21 protein-coding genes are annotated in these 19,695 nt (G+C 69.9%); 13 read left to right on the forward strand and 8 right to left on the reverse strand.

The features are described 5' to 3' along the window. Positions 1-17: 17 nt before the first annotated feature. Complete coding sequence (locus tag BDK92_RS32615; RefSeq protein WP_121160193.1) at positions 18-707, reverse strand: DinB family protein; 690 nt, start codon at positions 705-707, stop codon at positions 18-20. A gap of 93 nt (positions 708-800) precedes the next feature. Between BDK92_RS32615 and BDK92_RS32620 the strand changes: the two genes are divergently transcribed. The 8 genes from BDK92_RS32620 (at position 801) to BDK92_RS32655 (ending at position 9,197) form a co-directional block, all read left to right on the forward strand. Further along, positions 801-1,559, forward strand: a complete 759-nt coding sequence (locus tag BDK92_RS32620) for a hypothetical protein (protein ID WP_121160194.1) — start codon at positions 801-803, stop codon at positions 1,557-1,559. 111 nt (positions 1,560-1,670) lie between these two features. Beyond that, the gene (locus tag BDK92_RS32625; RefSeq protein ID WP_121160195.1) at positions 1,671-2,063 is read left to right on the forward strand and encodes a GntR family transcriptional regulator; all 393 of its coding nucleotides are present in this window, start codon (positions 1,671-1,673) and stop codon (positions 2,061-2,063) included. Continuing rightward, positions 2,060-2,962, forward strand: coding sequence for an ABC transporter ATP-binding protein (locus tag BDK92_RS32630; protein WP_121160196.1), 903 nt, complete (start codon positions 2,060-2,062; stop codon positions 2,960-2,962). The genes BDK92_RS32625 and BDK92_RS32630 overlap by 4 nt, the downstream gene beginning before the upstream one ends. After that, entirely contained in the window at positions 2,959-3,954 is a 996-nt protein-coding gene (locus BDK92_RS32635; protein WP_121160197.1) for an ABC-2 transporter permease, read from the forward strand. Before BDK92_RS32630 ends, BDK92_RS32635 begins: the two co-directional genes overlap by 4 nt. Positions 3,955-4,119: 165 nt before the next feature. After that, positions 4,120-4,764 carry a GNAT family N-acetyltransferase gene (locus BDK92_RS32640; protein ID WP_121160198.1) on the forward strand — a complete coding sequence of 215 codons (645 nt, stop codon included), beginning with the start codon at positions 4,120-4,122 and terminating at the stop codon, positions 4,762-4,764. Positions 4,765-4,860: 96 nt separating this feature from the next. After that, entirely contained in the window at positions 4,861-5,370 is a 510-nt protein-coding gene (locus BDK92_RS32645; RefSeq protein WP_121160199.1) for a GNAT family N-acetyltransferase, read from the forward strand. A 115-nt stretch (positions 5,371-5,485) separates the two neighbouring features. Beyond that, positions 5,486-6,166, forward strand: coding sequence for an antibiotic biosynthesis monooxygenase (locus tag BDK92_RS32650; RefSeq protein ID WP_121160200.1), 681 nt, complete (start codon positions 5,486-5,488; stop codon positions 6,164-6,166). Between the two features lie 181 nt (positions 6,167-6,347). Continuing rightward, positions 6,348-9,197, forward strand: a complete 2,850-nt coding sequence (locus tag BDK92_RS32655; RefSeq protein WP_246017377.1) for a M36 family metallopeptidase — start codon at positions 6,348-6,350, stop codon at positions 9,195-9,197. Here the strand turns inward: BDK92_RS32655 and BDK92_RS32660 are convergent. Further along, a complete protein-coding gene (locus BDK92_RS32660; RefSeq protein WP_246017378.1) occupies positions 9,150-9,929 on the reverse strand; it encodes an HAD family hydrolase in 780 nt (259 codons plus the stop codon). The two genes, BDK92_RS32655 and BDK92_RS32660, sit on opposite strands and share 48 nt — an antisense overlap. A gap of 108 nt (positions 9,930-10,037) precedes the next feature. Here BDK92_RS32660 and BDK92_RS32665 point away from each other — a divergent pair, with 108 nt between their 5' ends. Beyond that, complete coding sequence (locus tag BDK92_RS32665; protein ID WP_121160202.1) at positions 10,038-10,970, forward strand: hypothetical protein; 933 nt, start codon at positions 10,038-10,040, stop codon at positions 10,968-10,970. A 57-nt stretch (positions 10,971-11,027) separates the two neighbouring features. On the opposite strand, the gene BDK92_RS32670 is transcribed toward BDK92_RS32665, so the two are convergent. Then, a complete protein-coding gene (locus BDK92_RS32670; RefSeq protein ID WP_121160203.1) occupies positions 11,028-12,296 on the reverse strand; it encodes an MFS transporter in 1,269 nt (422 codons plus the stop codon). 131 nt (positions 12,297-12,427) lie between these two features. Between BDK92_RS32670 and BDK92_RS32675 the strand changes: the two genes are divergently transcribed. Then, positions 12,428-13,393, forward strand: coding sequence for a GNAT family N-acetyltransferase (locus tag BDK92_RS32675; protein ID WP_121160204.1), 966 nt, complete (start codon positions 12,428-12,430; stop codon positions 13,391-13,393). Positions 13,394-13,433: 40 nt separating this feature from the next. Here BDK92_RS32675 and BDK92_RS32680 read toward each other — a convergent pair whose 3' ends face one another. Beyond that, positions 13,434-14,102 carry an HAD family hydrolase gene (locus BDK92_RS32680; protein WP_121160205.1) on the reverse strand — a complete coding sequence of 223 codons (669 nt, stop codon included), beginning with the start codon at positions 14,100-14,102 and terminating at the stop codon, positions 13,434-13,436. A 99-nt stretch (positions 14,103-14,201) separates the two neighbouring features. Here BDK92_RS32680 and BDK92_RS32685 point away from each other — a divergent pair, with 99 nt between their 5' ends. Beyond that, on the forward strand, positions 14,202-14,747 hold the full coding sequence (locus BDK92_RS32685) for a GNAT family N-acetyltransferase (protein ID WP_246017379.1): 546 nt from the start codon (positions 14,202-14,204) through the stop codon (positions 14,745-14,747). 3 nt (positions 14,748-14,750) lie between these two features. Here the strand turns inward: BDK92_RS32685 and BDK92_RS32690 are convergent, their stop codons facing one another. The 4 genes from BDK92_RS32690 to BDK92_RS32705 form a co-directional block, all read right to left on the reverse strand. Continuing rightward, positions 14,751-15,686, reverse strand: a complete 936-nt coding sequence (locus BDK92_RS32690) for a DUF2332 domain-containing protein (RefSeq protein ID WP_121160206.1) — start codon at positions 15,684-15,686, stop codon at positions 14,751-14,753. Between the two features lie 67 nt (positions 15,687-15,753). Beyond that, positions 15,754-16,002 carry a zinc ribbon domain-containing protein gene (locus BDK92_RS32695; RefSeq protein ID WP_121162788.1) on the reverse strand — a complete coding sequence of 83 codons (249 nt, stop codon included), beginning with the start codon at positions 16,000-16,002 and terminating at the stop codon, positions 15,754-15,756. 107 nt (positions 16,003-16,109) lie between these two features. Beyond that, positions 16,110-16,667 carry a hypothetical protein gene (locus tag BDK92_RS32700; protein WP_121160207.1) on the reverse strand — a complete coding sequence of 186 codons (558 nt, stop codon included), beginning with the start codon at positions 16,665-16,667 and terminating at the stop codon, positions 16,110-16,112. A 71-nt stretch (positions 16,668-16,738) separates the two neighbouring features. Next, positions 16,739-17,668, reverse strand: a complete 930-nt coding sequence (locus BDK92_RS32705; RefSeq protein ID WP_121160208.1) for a LysR family transcriptional regulator — start codon at positions 17,666-17,668, stop codon at positions 16,739-16,741. Between the two features lie 120 nt (positions 17,669-17,788). Between BDK92_RS32705 and BDK92_RS32710 the strand changes: the two genes are divergently transcribed. Both BDK92_RS32710 and BDK92_RS32715 read left to right on the forward strand, forming a co-directional pair. Further along, positions 17,789-18,133 (forward strand): YybH family protein, encoded by a 345-nt coding sequence (locus BDK92_RS32710; protein ID WP_211349713.1) that lies wholly within the window; start codon positions 17,789-17,791, stop codon positions 18,131-18,133. A gap of 31 nt (positions 18,134-18,164) precedes the next feature. Further along, the gene (locus BDK92_RS32715) at positions 18,165-19,694 is read left to right on the forward strand and encodes an MFS transporter (protein ID WP_121160210.1); all 1,530 of its coding nucleotides are present in this window, start codon (positions 18,165-18,167) and stop codon (positions 19,692-19,694) included. Position 19,695 lies beyond the last annotated feature (1 nt).

The following is a 19,695-nucleotide window of genomic DNA, read 5'->3' on the forward strand; positions in this document are numbered from 1 at the left end:
ACCGATCGGTCGACGAACTACTCGAACACGAACAGGGCCTGCTCGACGCCCTGACCCCGGTTCAGCGTGACCAGCTCACCGGCCTGCTCCGGATCCTGCTCACCGACCTCACCACCCGGCTCGGCCCGCGGATCCTTCGCCGTAACCGGGCTCAGGTCGGAAACCGACGTGGATTGGTTCCCGGTTGGGCCAGCGGCCCGCAGCAGGCGGAGCTGGCCGATCTCGGCACTGTTCTTCATCAACTCCGCGTTGACCCAGGCCACCATCCGCGCGACCGGGTGCCCGTCCTCGGCCTGCCAGGGGAAGGTCGCGGGGCGGTCCAGGTCCTCGTCACCGAGCCGGTCGAGGACCGCCACCCAACTGGTACGGAGACCGCGCAGCCAGGTGATCGTCCCGTCCAGGTCACCGGGCCACCCGACATCGGTACGGTCCCGTGGCGCCCGACCCTCGACGTGGTCGAGAGTGACGCTCCACCACCAGCCGAGGTGCCAGGTGATCCAGGCGATCGTCGGCACCGGAATCGGATCCGGTTCGGACTCCGACCAGTCCGGCACCCATACGCCGGTGGCGTCCGGCCGGACCGTCCAGCAGAGCTCGGCGGGCTCCCAGAGCAGGTCGGTCGACTCCAACCGGTCCAGGTGGTAGTCCAGCAGCGACCAGGTCAGGTCGAACTGCCAACGCAGCAGTTCAGTTCGGGATGGCGACACCGGGCGATCGTCGCACCGGGACCGACACCTGGCGAACGATTACCGCCCGCCCGCCCGCCTGCCTGCCCGCCCGCCCGGCGGTACGGTGCGACGGTGACAACCGACCTCCACCGGTTCGGGGACGCTGGCCCGGCCTTCGCATCCCCGTCGCAGCGCTCCCTCGACTACTACCTGATCCTGTCCGAGCCCGGCCGCGCTCCCTCCTCGGCCAAGGTGGACGGCATCCTGGTCGAGGAGTTCGAGTTCGCCGAGGACAGTTCGACGATCGCGTTGCGCGGTGCGGGCTGGACGGCCGGCGAGTGGTGGGACGCGACCTCCTTCAGCCGTCGGCTACGGACGGAGGAGGAGCTGCGCCGCCGGCTCGTCACGGCGCGCCGTGACCGCGTCGAGCACGTCTATCGACGGTTCGGTACGGGGGAACTGCCCGCCGAGACGACGCTCCGCTCGTACTTCGGCGTCGGCGATTCGTCGGTCTTCTCGCCGCCGCTGCGACTGGGCCTCGCCGAGGCAGGTGACGGGTTCGACGAGACGCGGGTCTACCGGATTCTGTTCACCAACGATCTCAGCCGGGACGGCCTGGCCGCGCTGTTGGACGGTTGGCGGATGACGGTCGCCGAGGACGTCTCGCGGCCGGCGACGCGGGTGGTCGGTTCCGCGCGGCTCCGGGTCGCCGACGACCTGTTCACGTGGGACCTGCGCCGGGTCGGCCCCGGTGTCGCCTGGGCGGTGGATCTGACCGCCAACCTCGCCGTCGCCGGTGCCGGTGAACGGGTCGGGCCGCTGCTGCGGGTGTTGACGGCGGCAGCCCGTGACCAGGGTCTGATTCCCGTGACGATCGATCGCTTCTCCTGATCGGTCGGGGCTCGCGGCGTACCGCGCCTTCTTCTGTTGACAGCTTGGGCTTGACAAGCGGCACCTCTCGTACCCCTAATGTACTAGCATCCTAGATGAATAGAGCAAGACATGATCGACTTCCACCTGAACCTTCGCTCCGGGGTCTCGCCGTACATGCAGCTCGTCCAGCAGGTGCGGCAGGCGCTGCGACTGGGTCTGCTCACCGTCGGCGATCAGCTTCCGACGGTGAAAGACGTCGTGGCGAAGCTGGCGATCAACCCCAACACCGTGCTCAAGGCCTACCGCGAGCTCGAACACGAGGGGCTCGTCTCACCCCGACCCGGGCTGGGCACCTTCGTGACCCGGACCCTGACCGACGACGACTCCCTCGCCGCGCACGAGCCGCTCCGCCGCGAACTGCGGGACTGGATCACCAGGGCGCAGCGGGCGGGCCTGGACGCCGAGAGCATCGAAGCACTGTTCATGACCACATTCCGGAGCGCCACAGAGGTGAAGAGATGACGCCGGTTCTGCGTACCAGAGGGCTGCACAAACGTTACGGGCGACGCCATGCCCTGACCGATGTCACCCTGGACATCCCGCCCGGACGGATCGTGGCGCTGGTCGGACCCAACGGGGCCGGCAAGTCCACCCTGCTCGGCCTGACCTGTGGCCTCCTCACGCCGACGGCGGGCACCATCGAGGTCCTCGGAACCCGACCCGCCGCCGACGCGGCCGGCCTGGCCAAGGTGGGCTTCGTCGCCCAGGACACCCCCGTCTACGCGGGGCTCTCCGTAGCCGACCACCTGCGTCTGGGTGCCCGACTCAACCCGGGCTGGGACGAGGGGCTGGCACAGCGACGGATCAAACAGATCGGCCTCGACCCGGCGCAGAAGGCCGGACGACTCTCCGGTGGACAGCGGGCGCAACTGGCGTTGACCATCGCCGCCGCCAAACGTCCCGAACTCCTGATCTTCGACGAGCCGGTCGCGGCGCTGGACCCGCTCGCCCGGCGCAACTTCCTCCAGAGCCTGATGGAGTTCGTCGCCGAGCTCGAGGTCAGCGTCATTCTCTCCTCGCACCTGCTCAGCGACCTCGAACGGGTCTGCGACCACCTGGTCGTGCTGGTCGCGTCCCAGGTGGAGTTGGCCGGAGAGGTGGACGACCTGATCGCCGCCCACTACCGGATCGTCGGGGCTCGCGGCGACTTCGACGCCCTACCGCCGGAGATCGAGGTCCTCCTCGCCGAGCACACCGCCCGGCAGAGCACGCTGACCGTACGAACCAGCCAACCGCTCCCCGTCTCGATCCAGAACGCGGAACACCTCGACCTGGAGGACATGGTCCTCGCCTACCTGACCCGGGCGGCGTACGGCCCGGTCGACGACCTCGCGGCGCGCGTACTGGAGGCACAGCGATGATCTGGCTGACCTGGCGGCAGTTCCGGGCACAGGCCCTCACCGCTTCTGGCGTACTTGCCGCGCTCGCGGTCTACCTTCTCTTTCTCGGGCTGGCGATCCGCAACTCCCATGCCGACCTGACCGACTGTCCGAACGTCGCTGGCTGCTCGATCAACGTTGCCATGTCCGACTTCAAGCACCAGTACTCTCCTTTTCTCGGGCTCACGGGCGCACTGCTCATCGCGGTTCCCGCGATCATCGGGACCTTCTGGGGCGCTCCTCTGATCACCCGTGAGCTGGAGACCGGCACTCACCGGCTGGTCTGGAACCAGAGCGTCACCCGCACCTACTGGCTCGCGGTCAAGCTGGTGATCGTCGCCCTCGCCAGCGCGGTCGTCACCGGGGCACTCAGCCTCCTGCTGACCTGGGCCGCGAGCCCGTACGACGCGCTGCTCGGCGACCGGTTCAACGCCTTCTCCTTCGCCACGCGCAACATCGCCCCGCTCGGCTACGCCGTGTTCGCCTTCATACTCGGCACCACCGTGGGCCTGATCGTCCGCCGGACCCTGCCGGCGATGGCCATCACCCTGGCCGTCTTCGCCACGTTCCAGATCCTGGTGCCGGCCGTCGTCCGTCCACACGTGATCCCACCCGTGACGGAGCAGGTGGCCTTCACCACGGAGGCGCTCCAACAGGCTGATGGCCTGGGAATCAGCGATGGCGCCGTGCAACTCGTGGGTTACACCGTCCCGGGAGCCTGGGTCCTCTCGAACACGATCCTGCGCAACGCTGCCGGGGAGCGGATCAGCCGTGGGGATCTCGAAGACTGCATGAGAGGCAACCTGCGACGCGACGCCGAGTGCCTGGAGGCCAAGAACCTTCACTTCACCGTCTCGTACCAGCCCGCCGACCGCTACTGGACCTTCCAGTGGCTGGAACTCGCGGTCTTCCTTCTGCTCGCCGGGCTGCTCGCAGGTTTCGCCTTCTGGCGTATCCCCCGGGGCGTCAACTGACCGACTCCGCGTGGGGTCGGCGCCAGTCCCGCTGGTCGTCGACCCCGGTGTCGGACCCGACCCGATGTCGACCCCCGTTCGCGCCGCGCCGGCCGTACGATGGCTGACCAGTTGGTGCCCGACCCGCCCGTGGGCATCTCCGCGAGAACGACAGGTGTCGACGCCATGCGCATTCGTCCCTACCGGCCCGGTGACTTCGACGCGGTCGGTGACATCTGTATCCGTACGGCCGATGCGGGGGAGGACGCCAGCGGCTCGTACGTCGACCCGGACATCCTGCCGGACATCTTCGCCCACCCGTACGCTCACCTCGAACCGGATCTTGCGTTTGTGCTCGACGACAGCGACAGCGACAGCGACAGCGACGGGGACGGGGACGGGGACGGCACCGGACGGGCGGTCGGGTACGTGCTCGGCACCTCCGACACGGCCAGGTTCGTCCGCCGGTTCCGCGACGAGTGGTTGCCCCGGGTCGGGGACCGTTACCCGGCCCCGGCGGGTGAGCCGAGCACGCCCGACGCGGTGATGGCACGCCTGCTGCACACCCCGGAACGGATGCTCCTGCCCGAGCTTGTCGACTACCCGGCTCACCTGCACATCGACGTACTGCCGGGGTACCAGCGCGCGGGCCACGGCCGAGTCCTGATCGAGACCCTCACCGGGGCACTGCGCCGGACCGGGGTGCCGGGGCTGCACCTAGGGATGATCACCACCAACCGGAAGGCCCGCGCGTTCTACGACCGGCTCGGTTTCCACGTCGTCGAGGTCGCCGATCCCGGTCCGCTCACCTACCTCGGCCTGCGCTTCTGACCGGGCCGACCGCGCTGCGGATGCTGAGCTGGTCGACGTGTCCGGCGGTGGATTTCGCGACGGCAGGTGCCGGCACGGGCGGGGTAGGGTCGCGTGATGGCGACGCTGACGACACCGCGGTTGCTGCTTCGGGAGATGACCGTCGATGACCTCGACGACATGGCCGCGCTGCTCGGTGACCCCGAGGTGATGCGCTACTACCCGCGATTGCTGACCCGGGGCGAGGCCCTGGGCTGGATCGAGTGGAACCGGCGGTTGTACCGGGATCGCGGCTTCGGGCTCTGGATCATGTCGGCGCGCGACAGTGGCGAGTTCGTCGGTGATTGTGGACTGACCGTGCAGCGGGTCGACGGTGTGGAGGAGATCGAAATCGGCTACCACGTACGGGCCGATCTGCAGGGCCGGGGGTTCGCCTCCGAGGCGGCGCTCGCCTGTCGCGACTACGCCAGGGACGTGGTAGGGGCGGAACGACTGATCGCGATCATCAACCCGGAGAACCTGCCGTCCCAGCGGGTCGCGGAGAAAATCGGCCTGGCGTTGGAGAAGCGTACGACCGACTGGGGTGCCGGTCTGCGGGAGCAGGTCATCTACGCCGGCTCGTGGTAGGGCGGGTACGCGCTGGGTGTGGTCGTACGGCCGATGTTGTCCTTGACCTCAACAACTGTTCGGGTTCTAGCGTCGGTTCTCGACAGCACCACACCGAGCTACCGAGGGGCCGAACATGCGCGTCACCGACCAGCTTCCCGACCTGACCCGTACGGATGTGGGAGTCGCACTCTCCGACGAGTGGGTGCTCGGTACGCCCGACCGGCAGCGCGCCGCCGCGGAGGCGCTCGTCGCCGCGTGGCGGGAGGTCGCCTGGCCGGCTGGTCTGCTCTCGTACGCCATCTACCTCGACACCGACGGCGAGCTCATCCGCCACTACTCGCAGTGGACCGACGACGCGGCGGCCGACGCGTTCGTGCGCGCCGGTCAGGCGTCGATCGTCGACCGGACCGACGCCGTGGTGCCCGGCATCGACCGGCGCGACCTCGCCCGGTACCGGATCTACCGGGGCAACCGTGCCGACGACGGTCGGGTCCCGGGCGCGGTGGTGGCCGTCCGGGTCGACGCCGAGAGCGCCGACCAGGCCCGGGTCTGGGTCGACGCGGTCTTCGACGCGCTCGCCGCCGACGACCATCTGCCCGCCGGTGGCATCGGCGGTTTCTTCCACATCAGTACGGACGGTTCCCAGGTGTTGAACTATGCCGAGTGGACCAGTCCGGAGGCGCACCTGGAGGCGCTGGCGGCCAACGGTGATGCGATCTCGAGCGGGCCGCTGTGGGCTCGGGTCTGGGCCATGGACGGGGTGCGTCAGGTGAGTGTGCGGCGTTACCGCCTGTACCGGACGCTCACGAAGTGACGGCGGGGTCCGACAGCCGTAGCAGAAGACATCGATGATTTTGAACGTGTGTCGGACGACGCACCGTGAAGTGATCCGTACCGTCGGTCAAAACCTTCGGTGCCGGCTATCGCGCTGCGGGCTGGCGCTGGCAAGTCGAAGATCCCACGCCCCTCGTACATCCGCCACGAAGGGAGCACCAGTGCCCGTAACCTCCCCGACCTCCCGGCTCCGCCAACACGCGGCGTTTCTGCTGGTCACCACGCTTGTCGCGGTCCTGACGCCGACGCTGGCACCACCCGCCTGGGCCGCGCCCGACGACACCTCGGGAGACTCGGCGCAGGCCGGGCGCAACGCCCTCTTCCTCACCGGGCCGAACGAGGGCAAACCCGAGACCATCGCGATCGACTACCTGCGGACCAACCCCGCCCGGTACGGCGTGAGCGACGCCGACCTCAGCGACCTCGTGGTCTCCTCCCGCACCACCAGCCAGCAGAGCGGGGTGACCCACGTCAACCTCTCCCAGCGCTACCAGGAGTTGGAGGTCTTCGGCGCGACGGCGACGGTCAGCGTCGCCTCCGACGGCAGTGTCATCTTCGTCGGCCACAGCCTGCTGCCCGCCCTGGCGGCAAAGCCCTCCGGTAGCGCGGTGTTGGACGCCACCGGCGCGGTGAAGGCGGCGGCCGACGCACTCGACCTGCCCGAGCCGACCAGTCCGCGGGTGCTCGACGACGCTACCGGTCGCGCCCAGCGCACCGTCGTGTCCGGCAGCGGCATCTCCGACGAGCCGATCCCGGCCCGGCTGGGCTGGCAGCGTACCGACGACGGACTGCGGCTCGCCTGGCAGTTGGTGATCGACGACTCGACCGACTCGCACCTCTGGAACGCCACCGTCGACAGCGCCTCCGGCGAACTGCTCAACGTGGACGACTGGACAGTCCACGACGCGCCCGAGCAGCTCGCCGACACTCTGGGCCGGCACACCGCCCCGACCTCGGGAGGTTCGGGGCACGGGACCGTGGTCGGCCCGCAGTTCCCGCCCCGCAGGGTCGACGACGGATCGAGCTACCGGGTTTTCACCTTCCCGAAGAACGACCCGAACGAGGGACCGCGCACCCTGGTGACCAATCCGGCCGATGCCACCGCGTCCCCGTACGGTTGGCACGACACCGACGGGGTGGCGGGACCGGAGTCCAGCGCCACCGAGGGGAACAACGTACGCGCCTACGCCGACCGGGACGCCAACAACCAGCCCGACCCGGGCAGCGTTCCCGACGGGGGAGCGGGGCTCGACTTCAACTTCCCGGCGAACCTGGACGAGCAGCCGCAGACCTACACCGCCGCCGCCGTGGCGAACCTCTTCTACTGGTGCAACATCGTGCACGACCTGACCTACCGCTACGGCTTCGACGAGGCCGGTGGCAACTTCCAGGTCAACAACTACGAGCGCGGCGGCGTCGGCGGCGACGACGTACGGTGCGAGGCGCAGGACGGCTCCGGTCAGAACAACGCCAACTTCTCCACCCCCGCCCAGGACGGTGGTGCGCCCCGGATGCAGATGTTCCTCTGGCCGGGCAACCAGTTCGGGCTGCCGAACGCGGTGACCATCGGATCGGGCTCGGGTGCCAGCACCTACCAGGCCGAGTACGCCCGCTTCACGCCCGCTCCCACCAACGCCGGCTTCGCCGGCCAGGTCGTCCCCGTCGACGACGGTGTCGAGACGCCGGGCGACGGCTGTACCGCGTACACCCTGCCGGCCGGCGCGATCGCGCTGCTCGACCGGAGCAGTGCCTGTACGTACTACACGCAGGTGGTCAACGCCGAGGCCGCCGGCGCTGTCGCCGTGGTGGTGGCGAACAACGTCGAGGGTGCCCCGGCGGTCATGAACGGGTCGGTGAACCCGCCGGTCGGGATCCCGGCGGTGATGGTGAGCCAGGCCGACGGCGCCACCATCCGGGCCGGACTGCCGGCCTCGGGGCGGGTGCACCGCAACACCGACCGGCCGGCGATGCGCGACGCCGCCTTCCGCTCGGAAACGATTTTCCACGAGTACGGTCATGGTGTCTCGAACCGCCTGACCGGTGGCCCGACCGTCAACTGCCTCACCGGCCAGGAACAGATGGGCGAGGGCTGGAGCGACTTCCTCGCCATCGTCTCCCTGATCAACCCGGATCTCGACGATCCCGAGGGCCCGCGTGGCTACGGCCAGTACGCCCAGTTCGCCGACAGCCGGTCGGGCGACGGCTTCCGGCCCCGCCCGTACTCCCGGAACATGGAGATCCAGCCGTTCACGTACGACAGCATCAAGACCGGTGCGTGGCTGGACGGTACGTCGCTGGCCGCCCCGCACGGGATCGGCCATGGCTGGGCCGCCGTGCTGTGGGACATGACCTGGGACCTGATCGACCGGCACGGGCTCAACCGCAACGCGTACGGCGACTGGCGCACGGGTGGCAACAACCTGGCCATGCAGCTCGTCATCGACGGGTTGAAGATCCAGGGCTGCGGGCCGGGATTCGTGGTCGGCCGGGACGCGATCATCGCCGCCGACGCGGCGTTGACCGGTGGCGAGAACAACTGCACGCTCTGGGCCTCCTTCGCCCGTCGGGGCCTCGGCTACAGCGCGGTGCAGGGCACCACCGGGCGGGACGACAACTCCGCCGCGTACGACACCCACCCGTCCTGCGAGCGTGGTTTCACCAACCGAACGGCCAAACCCGCCCTCAACTCGGTGAAGGCGGGCTCGACCACCCCGATGCAGTTCGTGCTCGGCCGGCACCGGGGGGACCGGGACATCCTCGCCAGCAACTCGCCGTACTCCCGGCTGGTCGACTGCCAGACGCTGGCCACGGTCAACCCGGACGGGACGATCACGCCGGGACCGCTGCCGGTGAAGGCCGAGACCCCGGGCCGTTCGAAGCTGTCGGCGAGCGGACACGGCCGCTACACCTACCCGTGGAAGACGGACCGGAGCTGGGCCGGGACCTGTCGCGAGTTCGTCCTCTCACTCGAGGACGGGACGCAGCACCGCGCCTACTTCCAGTTCCGCTAGTGGTTCGCTGGACCGGGGTCCGCAGGGACCCCGGTCGGTGAACAGGCGCAGCAGGCCGGAGAGTTCGCGCAGGGACGTGATCCGAAGGCGCTCGTCGGCGGAGCCCTCGTTGTGGCGATCCAGATGTACGGCGTGTAGCCCGGCGGCGCGTGCCGCGACCACGTCCAGGTCGTGCCGGTCGCCGACGTGCACCACCGCCCCGGCCGGCAGCCCCCACCGCTGGCATGCGGCGAGGAAGGCGCCAGTGGCGGGCTTGGCGACGCCCAACTCCTCGGCGGTGTACACCGGCCCGACCCGTTCCAGCAGCCCGACCCTGGCAAGCTTGGCGTGCTGCTGCTCGACCGTACCGTTGGTCAACACCGCTGTTCGAAGCCCCATTCGGGCAAGTGTCTCCAGCGTCTCTGCCGCGTCCTCGAAGGCCCGCCAGGACCGTTCGTACCAGTGCAGGTACCCGCCGAAGACCCGGTCGAGCTGCTCCTCGTCGTCGGCGAACGGGACACCGATGGTCGGCAGGAAGTCGCGGAGCCGCCGACGACGCTGCTCCTGGAAGCTGATCCGCCGCTCGCGCCAGGCGACCAGGTGCCGTTCCTGCGCCGTGGACCAGGCTGCGATCACCTCGTCCGTCGCCGCCACCCCGAGGGTCGGCAACCAGGCGCGGAGCGCCTCGGTCACGGCTGCCTCGTGGTCGACGAGAGTTCCGTCCAGATCGAGCAGCACCCCTCGAAGATTCACCCACCGAGCCTAGACGCGGTCCTACGCCTACGGGTTGGGCACGCCGCCTGACCCGCTTCGCCGACACCGTCCTGGGCGGGTTGGCCCGAGTCGTCTACCTTCTGCGGCATGCCACGGTTTCCGCGCCTGATCACCCGGATCGAGGGTGAGCTGATCCGCGCCTACGGCTTCGCCGCCCCTCCGTCGACGACGGTCACCCCCGAACCGGTGGCCGCCTTTCCCGTGCCGGAAGGCATCGAGGTGGAGAGTCCGACGGTGGCGCCGGACCTTAGTCGTGCGGCGTACGCGGCCTCCGGCGCCGTGGTCTGCGTCGATCGCGAGGGACGGACGCTCTGGCGGCTCGACGGGGTCGGTGACCGCGTTCCGGAGTCCGGGCTGGCGGCCACGAGCTGCGTCTTCTCGCTCGACGGTACGGTCGTGTGGATCTACACGGTGGACGGTGTGGCTCTGTGGATCGCCGTCGCAGCCGACACCGGAACCGTCGTCGACCGGGCGGTGCTGGACGGCGCCGGGGCCGGCGGGCGTCAGTTCGTCCACCCGGACGGTGTGCACGTACTGCTCGGTGTGGCCGAGGAGCAGAGCACTCTCCGGGTGCACCGTGCCCGGCTGGAGCGGAGGACCATCGAGCTGACCACGTACCCGTGGGACGACCGGAGGCTGGTCGACCTCTCGCCGGCCGGAGACTTCCTCATGACGATCCACCACGACCAGCGTGATGTCGCATTCCACAGCTACCCGGAGGGGGAGGTGGTGATCCGGGTACCGGCCGCGTCGTTCGGTTACGACGACAACACCTACCCGGCGTTCATCATCGACGGGGGCTACCTGGACTCCGACACCGCGATCGTCACCCTCGCCGGCGACCTCGACGAGACCCTGGAGTGGGAACTGAGCCACTACGTCGACGTGCGCACCGGGCGCAACGGCGAAATGGTGGAGCGGGAACCCGGACCGTACCGGGACGGGACGCTGGTGCCGCTCGGCGACGGGACCTGGCTGAGCATCGACATCGACCACCGGTTCCGGCGCAACGTCCGCTGATCAGGCCAGCGGCCGTCGACCCGCACCGGCCGCCGTCAGCCGGCGCGACCGTCCGCCTCAGGCCCGTGCCGGGTCTACCTGTCGCTCGTCGGGCGCGGGTTCTTCGTCCGCGTGGGCGATCAGGGTCAGGTTGCGCCAGAGGGCCACGACGAAGATCGCCGACCCGATGAACGCGAACCAGAAGGGTGCTGTCACGTCGATGCGTGCGGCGAGCAGACCGCCCACCGTCGAACCGACGACCAGCCCGCCGAAGACACAGGTCATGTTGACACTGCCGACCCGTCCCTGGAACTCCGTCGGGACCGCGCGCTGCCGCACGGTGACCGAGGTGGTGCTCCAGATGAAGGCGTGTGCGCCGAAGACGAAGAGGACCACCGACGCCACCCACGCCGACGTCGTGAGGGCCAGGGCCAGGTGGGTGAGGGTCTCGATCACCAGTCCCACCCGCATCACGTTGCCCAGGCTGACCCTCCGGGTGATCCACCCGTAGAGCGCGGTGCCGGCGAGGCCGCCCACGGCGGAGACGGTGCTGAGGATGCCGAAACCCACGGCGCCGAGGCCGAGCCGTTCGGTGGCGTAGAGCACCAGGACCGACCAGGCCGCACCGAAGGTGACGTTGAAGATCAGGATGGTCAGGGCAAGGGTACGCACCGCCGGGTGCCTCATCGTCCATCGCAGCCCCTGCACCATGTCCCGCCCGACGCTGCCACGGGTCGCGGGATCGCGACCGTGAGTGGGCAGTTTGATCTGCCACACCAAGGCCACCCCCCAGCCGACGAGGACGGCCTCGGTCACGAACGGCCAGGCGCTGCCGGCCGCGAACAGGGTGGCGCCGATCGCCGGGCCGCAGAGCTGGTTCAACGTGATGAAGCCGGTCTGCAGCCGGGAGTTGGCGATCGCCAGGTCGTCGCGGTGCACCAGCATCGGGAGCAGGGTGGAGGTGGTGTTGTCGGCGAAGACCTCCGTGGTGGCGAGCAGGCCCAGCGCGAGCAGCGCTCCGGTCACCGAGGCGCTGTCGGTGGTCAGCATCACGACGAGTGCGCCGAGGACCACCGTACGGACCACGTTCGCGGCGATGATGATCCGGCGGCGGTCGAACCGGTCGGAGAGAACACCCGCGTAGAGGCCGAAGAGCAACGGCGGTGCCCAGCGCAGCAGCGCGGCGAGCGAGACGAGGAATGCGTCGGTGGTCAGGGAGGCCACCAGCAGCGGTCCGGCCGCCAGGGCGATGCCGTCGCCGAGGTTGGTCGCCCAGGACGAGGCGAGCAGCCAGCGGAATCCGGTACCGAATCGCGCTGGGGCGGTAATCTCGACGAAACGGCTCACAAGGGGTACACCCTAAGGGTCCGCGTACGTTCCTGTCGTGCCGATATCCGGGTGGACCCGTCGAGGCGCGGTCGATGAAGTGGCCCAGCTCATAGGGCGGATTCACCCGGCCCGAACCTACAGTCGATCTCGTGAGTGCCTCCCTGAACTCGGCAAACGTCACGATCCGGCCCATGACGGCGGCGGATCTGAAGCCGACCATCGAGCTGTTGGTGCTCGCCGCGGGCGCGGACAAGCGGCACCGGCTGACCGAGAGACTCACCAGCGCGGCGGCAGACGAGATCCACTACGCGTTTGTCGCGGAGCGGGCCGGCACCGTGATCGGCGCGGGCAAGCTGACCAGCGAACCGGTCTTTCCCGGCACCGCCTCGACGCTCGTCGCGGTCGCGGAGGAGCACCGGGGCGGGGGTGTCGGGACGGCCCTCGCCGCCAAGCTGTCCGAGGCGGCGCGGGAGCTCCCGCCCGGGACCGTGGTGACCAGCACCCTGCGTGACGACCTCGACCGTGGCCGGCGCTTCGCGGAGCGCTACGGCCTGGCGGTCACCCACCACAGCGTGGGTTGGCGGTTCGACCTCGCCGGTCGGGGCGAGGAGGTTACCGGTCTGGCCACGGCCGCCGCCGAACGGGCCGGTATCCGGATCCAGGTCACCGACCTCAAGTCCGACGACGCGACCGTCATGGCATGTGTCGGCCGTACCCTGGTCGGACTACCGGTGCCCGGCGGCGAGAACCAGGATGTCGATCTGGCGCAGATCCGCAGATACTTCTCCGACACGTCGGTGGTACTGCTGGCCGAACCGCTCGACCCGGGCCAGTCGGCGCCGTGGGGTCTGAGTATCGTCGACGAGCAGGTCGGCACCGGTGACTGGTACACGGTGTATACCGGTGTGGAAGTCGCCCGCCGGGGTGCGGGCGTGGCCAGCGCGCTGAAGACCGCCGCCCTGCGGTACGCGTACGACGTCGGCGCGGTTGCCCTGACCACCCACAACGACGACACCAACGAGCCGATCCTGCGGTTGAACCGCGCCCTCGGCATGGCGCCCAGCGTCGGCTACTGGAGCCTTGCGGGTACCCCGGACGTGGCCGACCCGGCCTGACCGCGCGTGCCTCGTCAGAGGCGTACGCCGGAACACCTGATCACCTTGGTCGGAGGAGCGCGGCCAGTCCGGCGAGGTCGGTGACCTCGTACGCAACCGGCGTCCCGTCCGGCGCGACCCTGCCACGGCGGTTGACCCACGCCGCCCGGATGCCCGCCGCGTGCGCCCCGCGTACGTCGGCGCCGAACGAGTCGCCGACGTGCATCACCTCGTCCGGCCCGAGTCCCAGCGCGTCGAGCGCCCGGGTGAACATCGCCCGGTCCGGCTTGTACGCGCCCACGTCCTCGCTGGTCACCACGGCGGTGAAGGTCAGGCCGTGGAGTGCCGTCGCCGCTTCCAGGTCGGCGCGGTCGACATCCGACACGACACAGACCGGCACGTCGAGGCGGGAGAGGAACTCGCGGGTGCCGGGGCGCAACGGCGGCGACCGCCAGTGCGTGAACTGCGGCACGCAGAGCGCGGCGGCGTCACCGGGGCAGCCCACCTCGCCCATTACCGTGGCGAGGCTTTGCGAGGCGCATTCGCGCAGCGTACGGAACCAGGGCCCGGAGGCGACCGCCTCGTACTCCCGGCCCCAGGCGGCGCCGACCTCGGCCCCGGTGACCGGCCCGGCCGCGCTGGCGGCGACCCGGCCGGCGATTGCCGCCATGATGTCGTCGTCGTCCTCGACCACCGTGCCGTAGAAGTCGAGCAGCAGCCCTCGGAGCACGGTCCAGAGCCTAGTGCTGCGCGGCCGGTCAGCGCGGTGGGTTGACCGGGCAGGCCGCCCCTGGCACTCGCGTCCGGGGTGGCGTGGCAGTCTTGCCCGGTGATCGAACAGCATCAGGTCGCGACCTCGACGCCGGACGTGCGCATCGTGCACCTGAATGGACCGGCGTTCCGGGCGCTCGCCGACGGTGATCTGGTGGCGGCGAACGAGGCCAGCCCGGTGCCTGTCTCGGCCTACTTCGTGGGTCCGGACTGGCGGGGGACGTGGCGGATGCGCAGCCGGCAGGTGGAGCAGGACCCGGCCAGCGCGGCGTGGGTCACCGGCGTCATCTGGGACGAGCAGCGGCGGCTCGCGGTGGGCCGGGCCGGCTACCACGGGCCTCCGGACGCGGCGGGGATGGTGGAGATCGGGTACGCGGTCGATCCGGCGTACCGCAGACGTGGTTACGCCCGCGGGGCGCTGGAGTTCCTGCTGCGACGTGCCGCCGAGGAGTCGACCGTGCGTACGGTCCGGGTCTCCATCAGCCCCGACAACGTGGCCTCCTACCAGTTGGCCTCGCAGTACGGATTCACCAAGGTCGGGGAGCAGTGGGACGACGAAGACGGCTTGGAGATCGTTTACGAGGTGACCGCGGATCGGCGGTAGCCGTCACCCGAACCAGGTGATCTGCTGCCCGTGTGACCGGGTCCAGGCCAGTGGCGTCCCATCCAGCGCGAGCACGTTGTACAGCGCGCCGACCGGTGGCTTCGGCAACGTCCCGTAGGGCAGCACTTCCGGGTCCTCGTTCGAGACCCAGTGTCCGGGCAGTTTCCGTACCGCCGCCGCGAACGCCTCCCGCCGCGCCGTCGACACCTGATACAGCACGGAGGTGTGGAAGACGACCAGCGTCGCGTCGGCCGGTGCCCGCGCGGCCAGCGCCGGCAGGTCGTCGACCATGTCACCGCGTACGAGCAGTGGTGGCTCGACGGCGGCGACGGACGCGGCCGCGCGTAGCCGGGCTCGGCGGTGCGTGTGCTCCGGCCAGATCAGCGCGTCCAGCCAGGCGACATCCGCTGGGTCGGTCACCCGCAACGGGTTCAGGTCCAGGCCAGCGCGCCACACCACCTCGGGTAGGACGGTCGGCGGCGCCACCCCGATGGCCGCACACTCCAGCACCGGCTCGCCCGAGCCGATCGCGTGCTGCCCGTAGCGGTAGGCGTACCGGTCGGGGTAGAGGCAGAGCCCGGCGGAGGCACCGACCTCCAGCAGCGCGAGCGGCTGCGGCAACGCGGCGAGCACGGGCAGGAGTACGGCACATCGCCCGGCCTCGTTCGTCTGGGTGGCCCGTACGCGTATCTCCGCCTCGATCGTCGGCCAGTTCGCCACCGTGTAGTCGTGGAACTCGGCCGGGTCCTCCACCGGACCGCCGAGGAAACGTACGACGCCGAAGAGCAGGTTCGGTTGCCGCTTGTGCGGTGGCAGCGTCTCAAGCAACTCCAGGATCTTGTTGTCCCGCGACACCGCGTACGCCAGCCGCTCGTACGCGGGTGACACACCGTGCGCCTCGCGGGCGGCGAACTCGGCGTACGTGACAGCGGTCGTCATGCCCCGATGATCGCAGCGAATTCGCGCGCCGTGGGCCCGCCGGCCGGGCGGCGTGTACCTCGATCCGCTATGCGGTCCCGGCGTCGAGCAGTCGACGGGCCTCGGTGGCGCTCACCTTGACCGCGGCACCGCAGTACGGGCTGGCGCAACGCAGCAGGTGTCTCGTCCTGACCGGGATCAGGGGGATGAAGAACAGGCTGAGTCTGGTGACCTCGCGTACCACCAGCAGGTTGCCGTGACGGCCGCAGACCCGGCACGTCGCCGTCACCGTGCCGACGTGATGAGCCTTCGTACGCCAACCGAAGATCAGGAACATCGGTACCTCCCGGGGTGAGGACGGGGCCACAGTCGCGGACGACTCTCCCTACGATCATGGCGTCACGGCACCGACCGACAACCGGTAGCCGTTCACGGGACGCGCGCTCAGCGGAGCGCGTACGCGCGGGTGCGGGTCAGCGGCGCGAGTCCGGCCAGGATGAGAAGTGCGCCGACCGGCAGCAGGTCGAGGTTCACCCCGATCGACAGGAATCCGGTGAACACCAGCACCGGGCTCCAGGCGGGAAGCCGGCGCGGTCGTGTGGTCACCAGCATCGTCAGCAGGGTCAGGATGCCGAGCTGGAAGAGGATCGGGCCGATCATCTCCAGCGGGTCCGGTAGTGGTGCGGCGTCACGGAGGCCCGCGAACAGGTCACCGAGGATCACCCAGAGAAAGCAGGCGACACCGAACAGGCCGGCGACCGTGGCAAGGTTCGCCAGCAGTCGGGTCCGGACCGTGACGGCGGGGGCGACCTGTCGCAGCCCGATGGTCAGGATGCCGAGAGCCACGAACGCGACGAGGAAGAAGGCATGTCCGAGGTTCCAGGCGGGTCCCGGTCCGTGGTCCCCGTCCAGACCGTCGACCAGTCGGAGTACGCCGTACAGGAACAGCAGGGCCGACGCGAGAACGGCGGGGATACGTACGTGGGGCGGCGTAGTGATCATGTCACGAGAGTCGCAGCGTGCTGACGTACGGCCTATCGGGTGTGCCCCCGATTCGTCCCCCGGTTGGCGCCTTACTGGTTGGCGTGGGAACCGGATCGGGCCAGGTCCCGTAGGGCGGGGGCGGGCTTGCCGAAGGCGTGCCGTGCGTGGCGGAGCAGCTGGCGCAGCGCGGGGCTCTGTGCGGCCCTCCAGACGAGCGAGAGCAGGGCGGGTGTCTCGACATCGTCGATGGGGAGGGCGACGAGCCGGTCCCGGTGGTGCGCGACCATCGAGTCGCAGAGGATGGCGACGGCGAGCCCCCGGGCGGCGAGATCGGCGATCGCGTCCGCGGCGCTGGCCTGGAGCGCGATCACCGGCTGCCGGCGCTGTGCGGCGCACGCCTGGTCGAACACCGTGCGCAGTCCGGTGCCGGGTGGCATGCACGCGACCGGATGGGCTTCCAGGTCGCGCAGGGTGACCCGCTGCTGCTGTGTCAACGGGTGCCCGGTCGGGACTGCCGCGACGAGTCGCTCACTGACGATGGTCAGGGTGTGCAGCCCGGCCAGGGTGGCGGTCGCGCTTCCGGCGAGTGCGAGGTCGAGGGTGCCGGCGCGTACCCCCTCGACGAGCCGGTCGGAGTTCTCCTCGAGGAGTGAGAGCTCGACGCCGGGATGGGCCCGGTGGAACGCGGCGAGTGCGTCGAAGAGCGGTGTGACGGTGCAGCCGATGACCATTCCGATGGTGAGCCGACCCCGGACGAGGTCGGTCACCTCGTCCACCGCCTGTCCGACCGCCCCGGCGGCGGCGAGCGCGGCGCGGGCGTGGTCGAGTGCCGCCTTTCCGGCGACGGTGAGGGTGGCGGTACGCGCCGAGCGGTCGAACAGTTCGGCACCGACCTCACGTTCGAGCTGGCGGATCTGGGCGCTGACGCCGGACTGGCTGATGTGTACGCGCTCGGCCGCTCGGGTGAAGCTCTGCTCCTCGGCCACCGCGACGAAGTACTCGAGCTGCCTCAATTCCATGACCGGAAATTCTAGCCACCAGTAGAAGCATCTGTTGGACTTCTGGTTCGAGGTTGCCCAGGCTGGTCGAGTCGAAGCCACACAGGCCAGGAGAGATCGATGCCGGAGTACGAGAAGGCCATGCGCCCCGAGGACATCACCCGCTTGTTCGTCGAACGGTCGAACGCCGGTGACGCGGCCGGAGTCGCCGCGTTATACGAGGAGGACGCGGTGTTGGCGTACCCGCCCGGCGGTCGGACGGTGGGCCGGGAGGCGATCCGCAGTCTGTGGGAAAAGGTGTTGGACAACCGTCCCCGCTTCGAGCCGGAGGATCCGCTACCGACGTTGATCAGCGGCGACATCGCCCTCACCTCGACCCCACCGAGGGACGGGGCCGGTGCCCGTGCACAGGTCCTCCGACGCCAGTCCGACGGGAGTTGGCTACGCCTGCTCGACCGACCCGAGTTCGTTCCCCCGACCCGCTGAACCACCCGCCCCGAGGAACGTAGGTACCGACATGCGCAAGTGGCTGCCACTGACGACGATCTGCCTGGGTACGTTCATGCTGCTGATCGACGTCACGATCGTGAACGTCGCCCTGCCCGACATGGTCGGCGACCTGGACGCGTCCTTCGGTGCCCTGCAATGGGTGATCAACGCGTACGCGCTCGCGCTGGGCGCACTTGTGCTCGGCGCGGGCTCGATCGCCGACCTCGTCGGGCACCGCCGCACGTACGTCGCCGGGCTCGTGATCTTCGCGGCCTCGTCACTGCTCTGCGGGCTCGCCCCCAACCCGGGTGTGCTGATCGCCGCCCGTACGGTGCAGGGCATCGGCGCGGCGGCCATGTTCGCGACCACGTTCGCGTTGCTCAACAGCACCTACGCGGGCCGCGAGCGGGGCAGCGCGTACGGCATCTGGGGCGCCGTCTCGGGCGCCTCGGCCGCCGTCGGCCCGATCCTCGGCGGTCTGCTCACCGACGGCGCGTCGTGGCGTTGGATCTTCTTCGTCAACCTGCCGATCAGCGCGATCGCCATCACGCTCTGCCTCACGATGCTCGGCGACGGCCACCGGACCGGCCGGGGCAGGGTGGACATCGCCGGCATGGCCAGCTTCACCGCCGCGGCGGCCTGCGCGACGTACGCGCTGATCCGGGCCAACGAGGACGGCTGGTCCGATCGTGGAGTCTGGTGGCTGCTCATGCTGGCAGGGCTGCTGCTGGCCGGGTTCGTCGCGATCGAGGCGCGCTCACGACACGCGATGTTCGACCTCGGACTGCTGCGAAACCGATCGTTCGTCGGGGTGCTGCTCGCCGGACTCCTGATGACGTTCGCGGCCTTCGCCGTGTTCACGTACACCTCGATCTGGCTGCAGTCGGTGCTGGGAATGAGCGCGATCGGTGCCGGGCTCACCGGCGTGCCGATGTCCGTCACGGCGTTCGGTGTCTCGGCCGTCCTGGGCCGGATGCTGCACGGCCGGCGGCCGGATCTGGTGATCGGCGCGGGGCTGTTCTTCATCGGCCTCGGCTGCCTGATCACCGTCGCGCTCGTGCACGGTTCGGCGACCTGGCCGGCGTTGATTCCGGGACTCGCCGTGATCGGCGTCGGCGTCGGCCTGGCGACACCCATCCTCGGTTCGGTCTCCATGTCCCTGGTGCCCGCCGAGCGTGGCGGCATGGCCGCCGGTGCGGTCAACACCACCCGTCAGCTCGGGTTCGCCTTCGGCGTCGCCGCGTTGGGCAGCGTCTTCGCCGCCCGCGCGGAGAGCAGTCTCTCCGCACACGGCGTCCCGGACGCGCAACAGACCGCGCACGCCATCGCCGGCGGACAGACGCCCGCCCTGCTGCACTCCGCCCCGGCAGAGGGCCGACAGCTCCTCGACAGCGCGGCGCACGCCGCCTCGGTTACCGGTGTCCAAGCGACCTTCGCCGTAGCCGGAGTCGTCGGCATCCTCGCCGCCCTGCTCGTCGTGATCCTCATGCGACCCGTCCGGGCCCGCGCCATTCACGAGGACGAGCTTCCGCCCGTGCCGCAGCCGACCCGCCCCTGAC

The sequence above is a fragment of the Micromonospora pisi genome (genome assembly GCF_003633685.1).
GTDB lineage: Bacteria > Actinomycetota > Actinomycetes > Mycobacteriales > Micromonosporaceae > Micromonospora_G > Micromonospora_G pisi.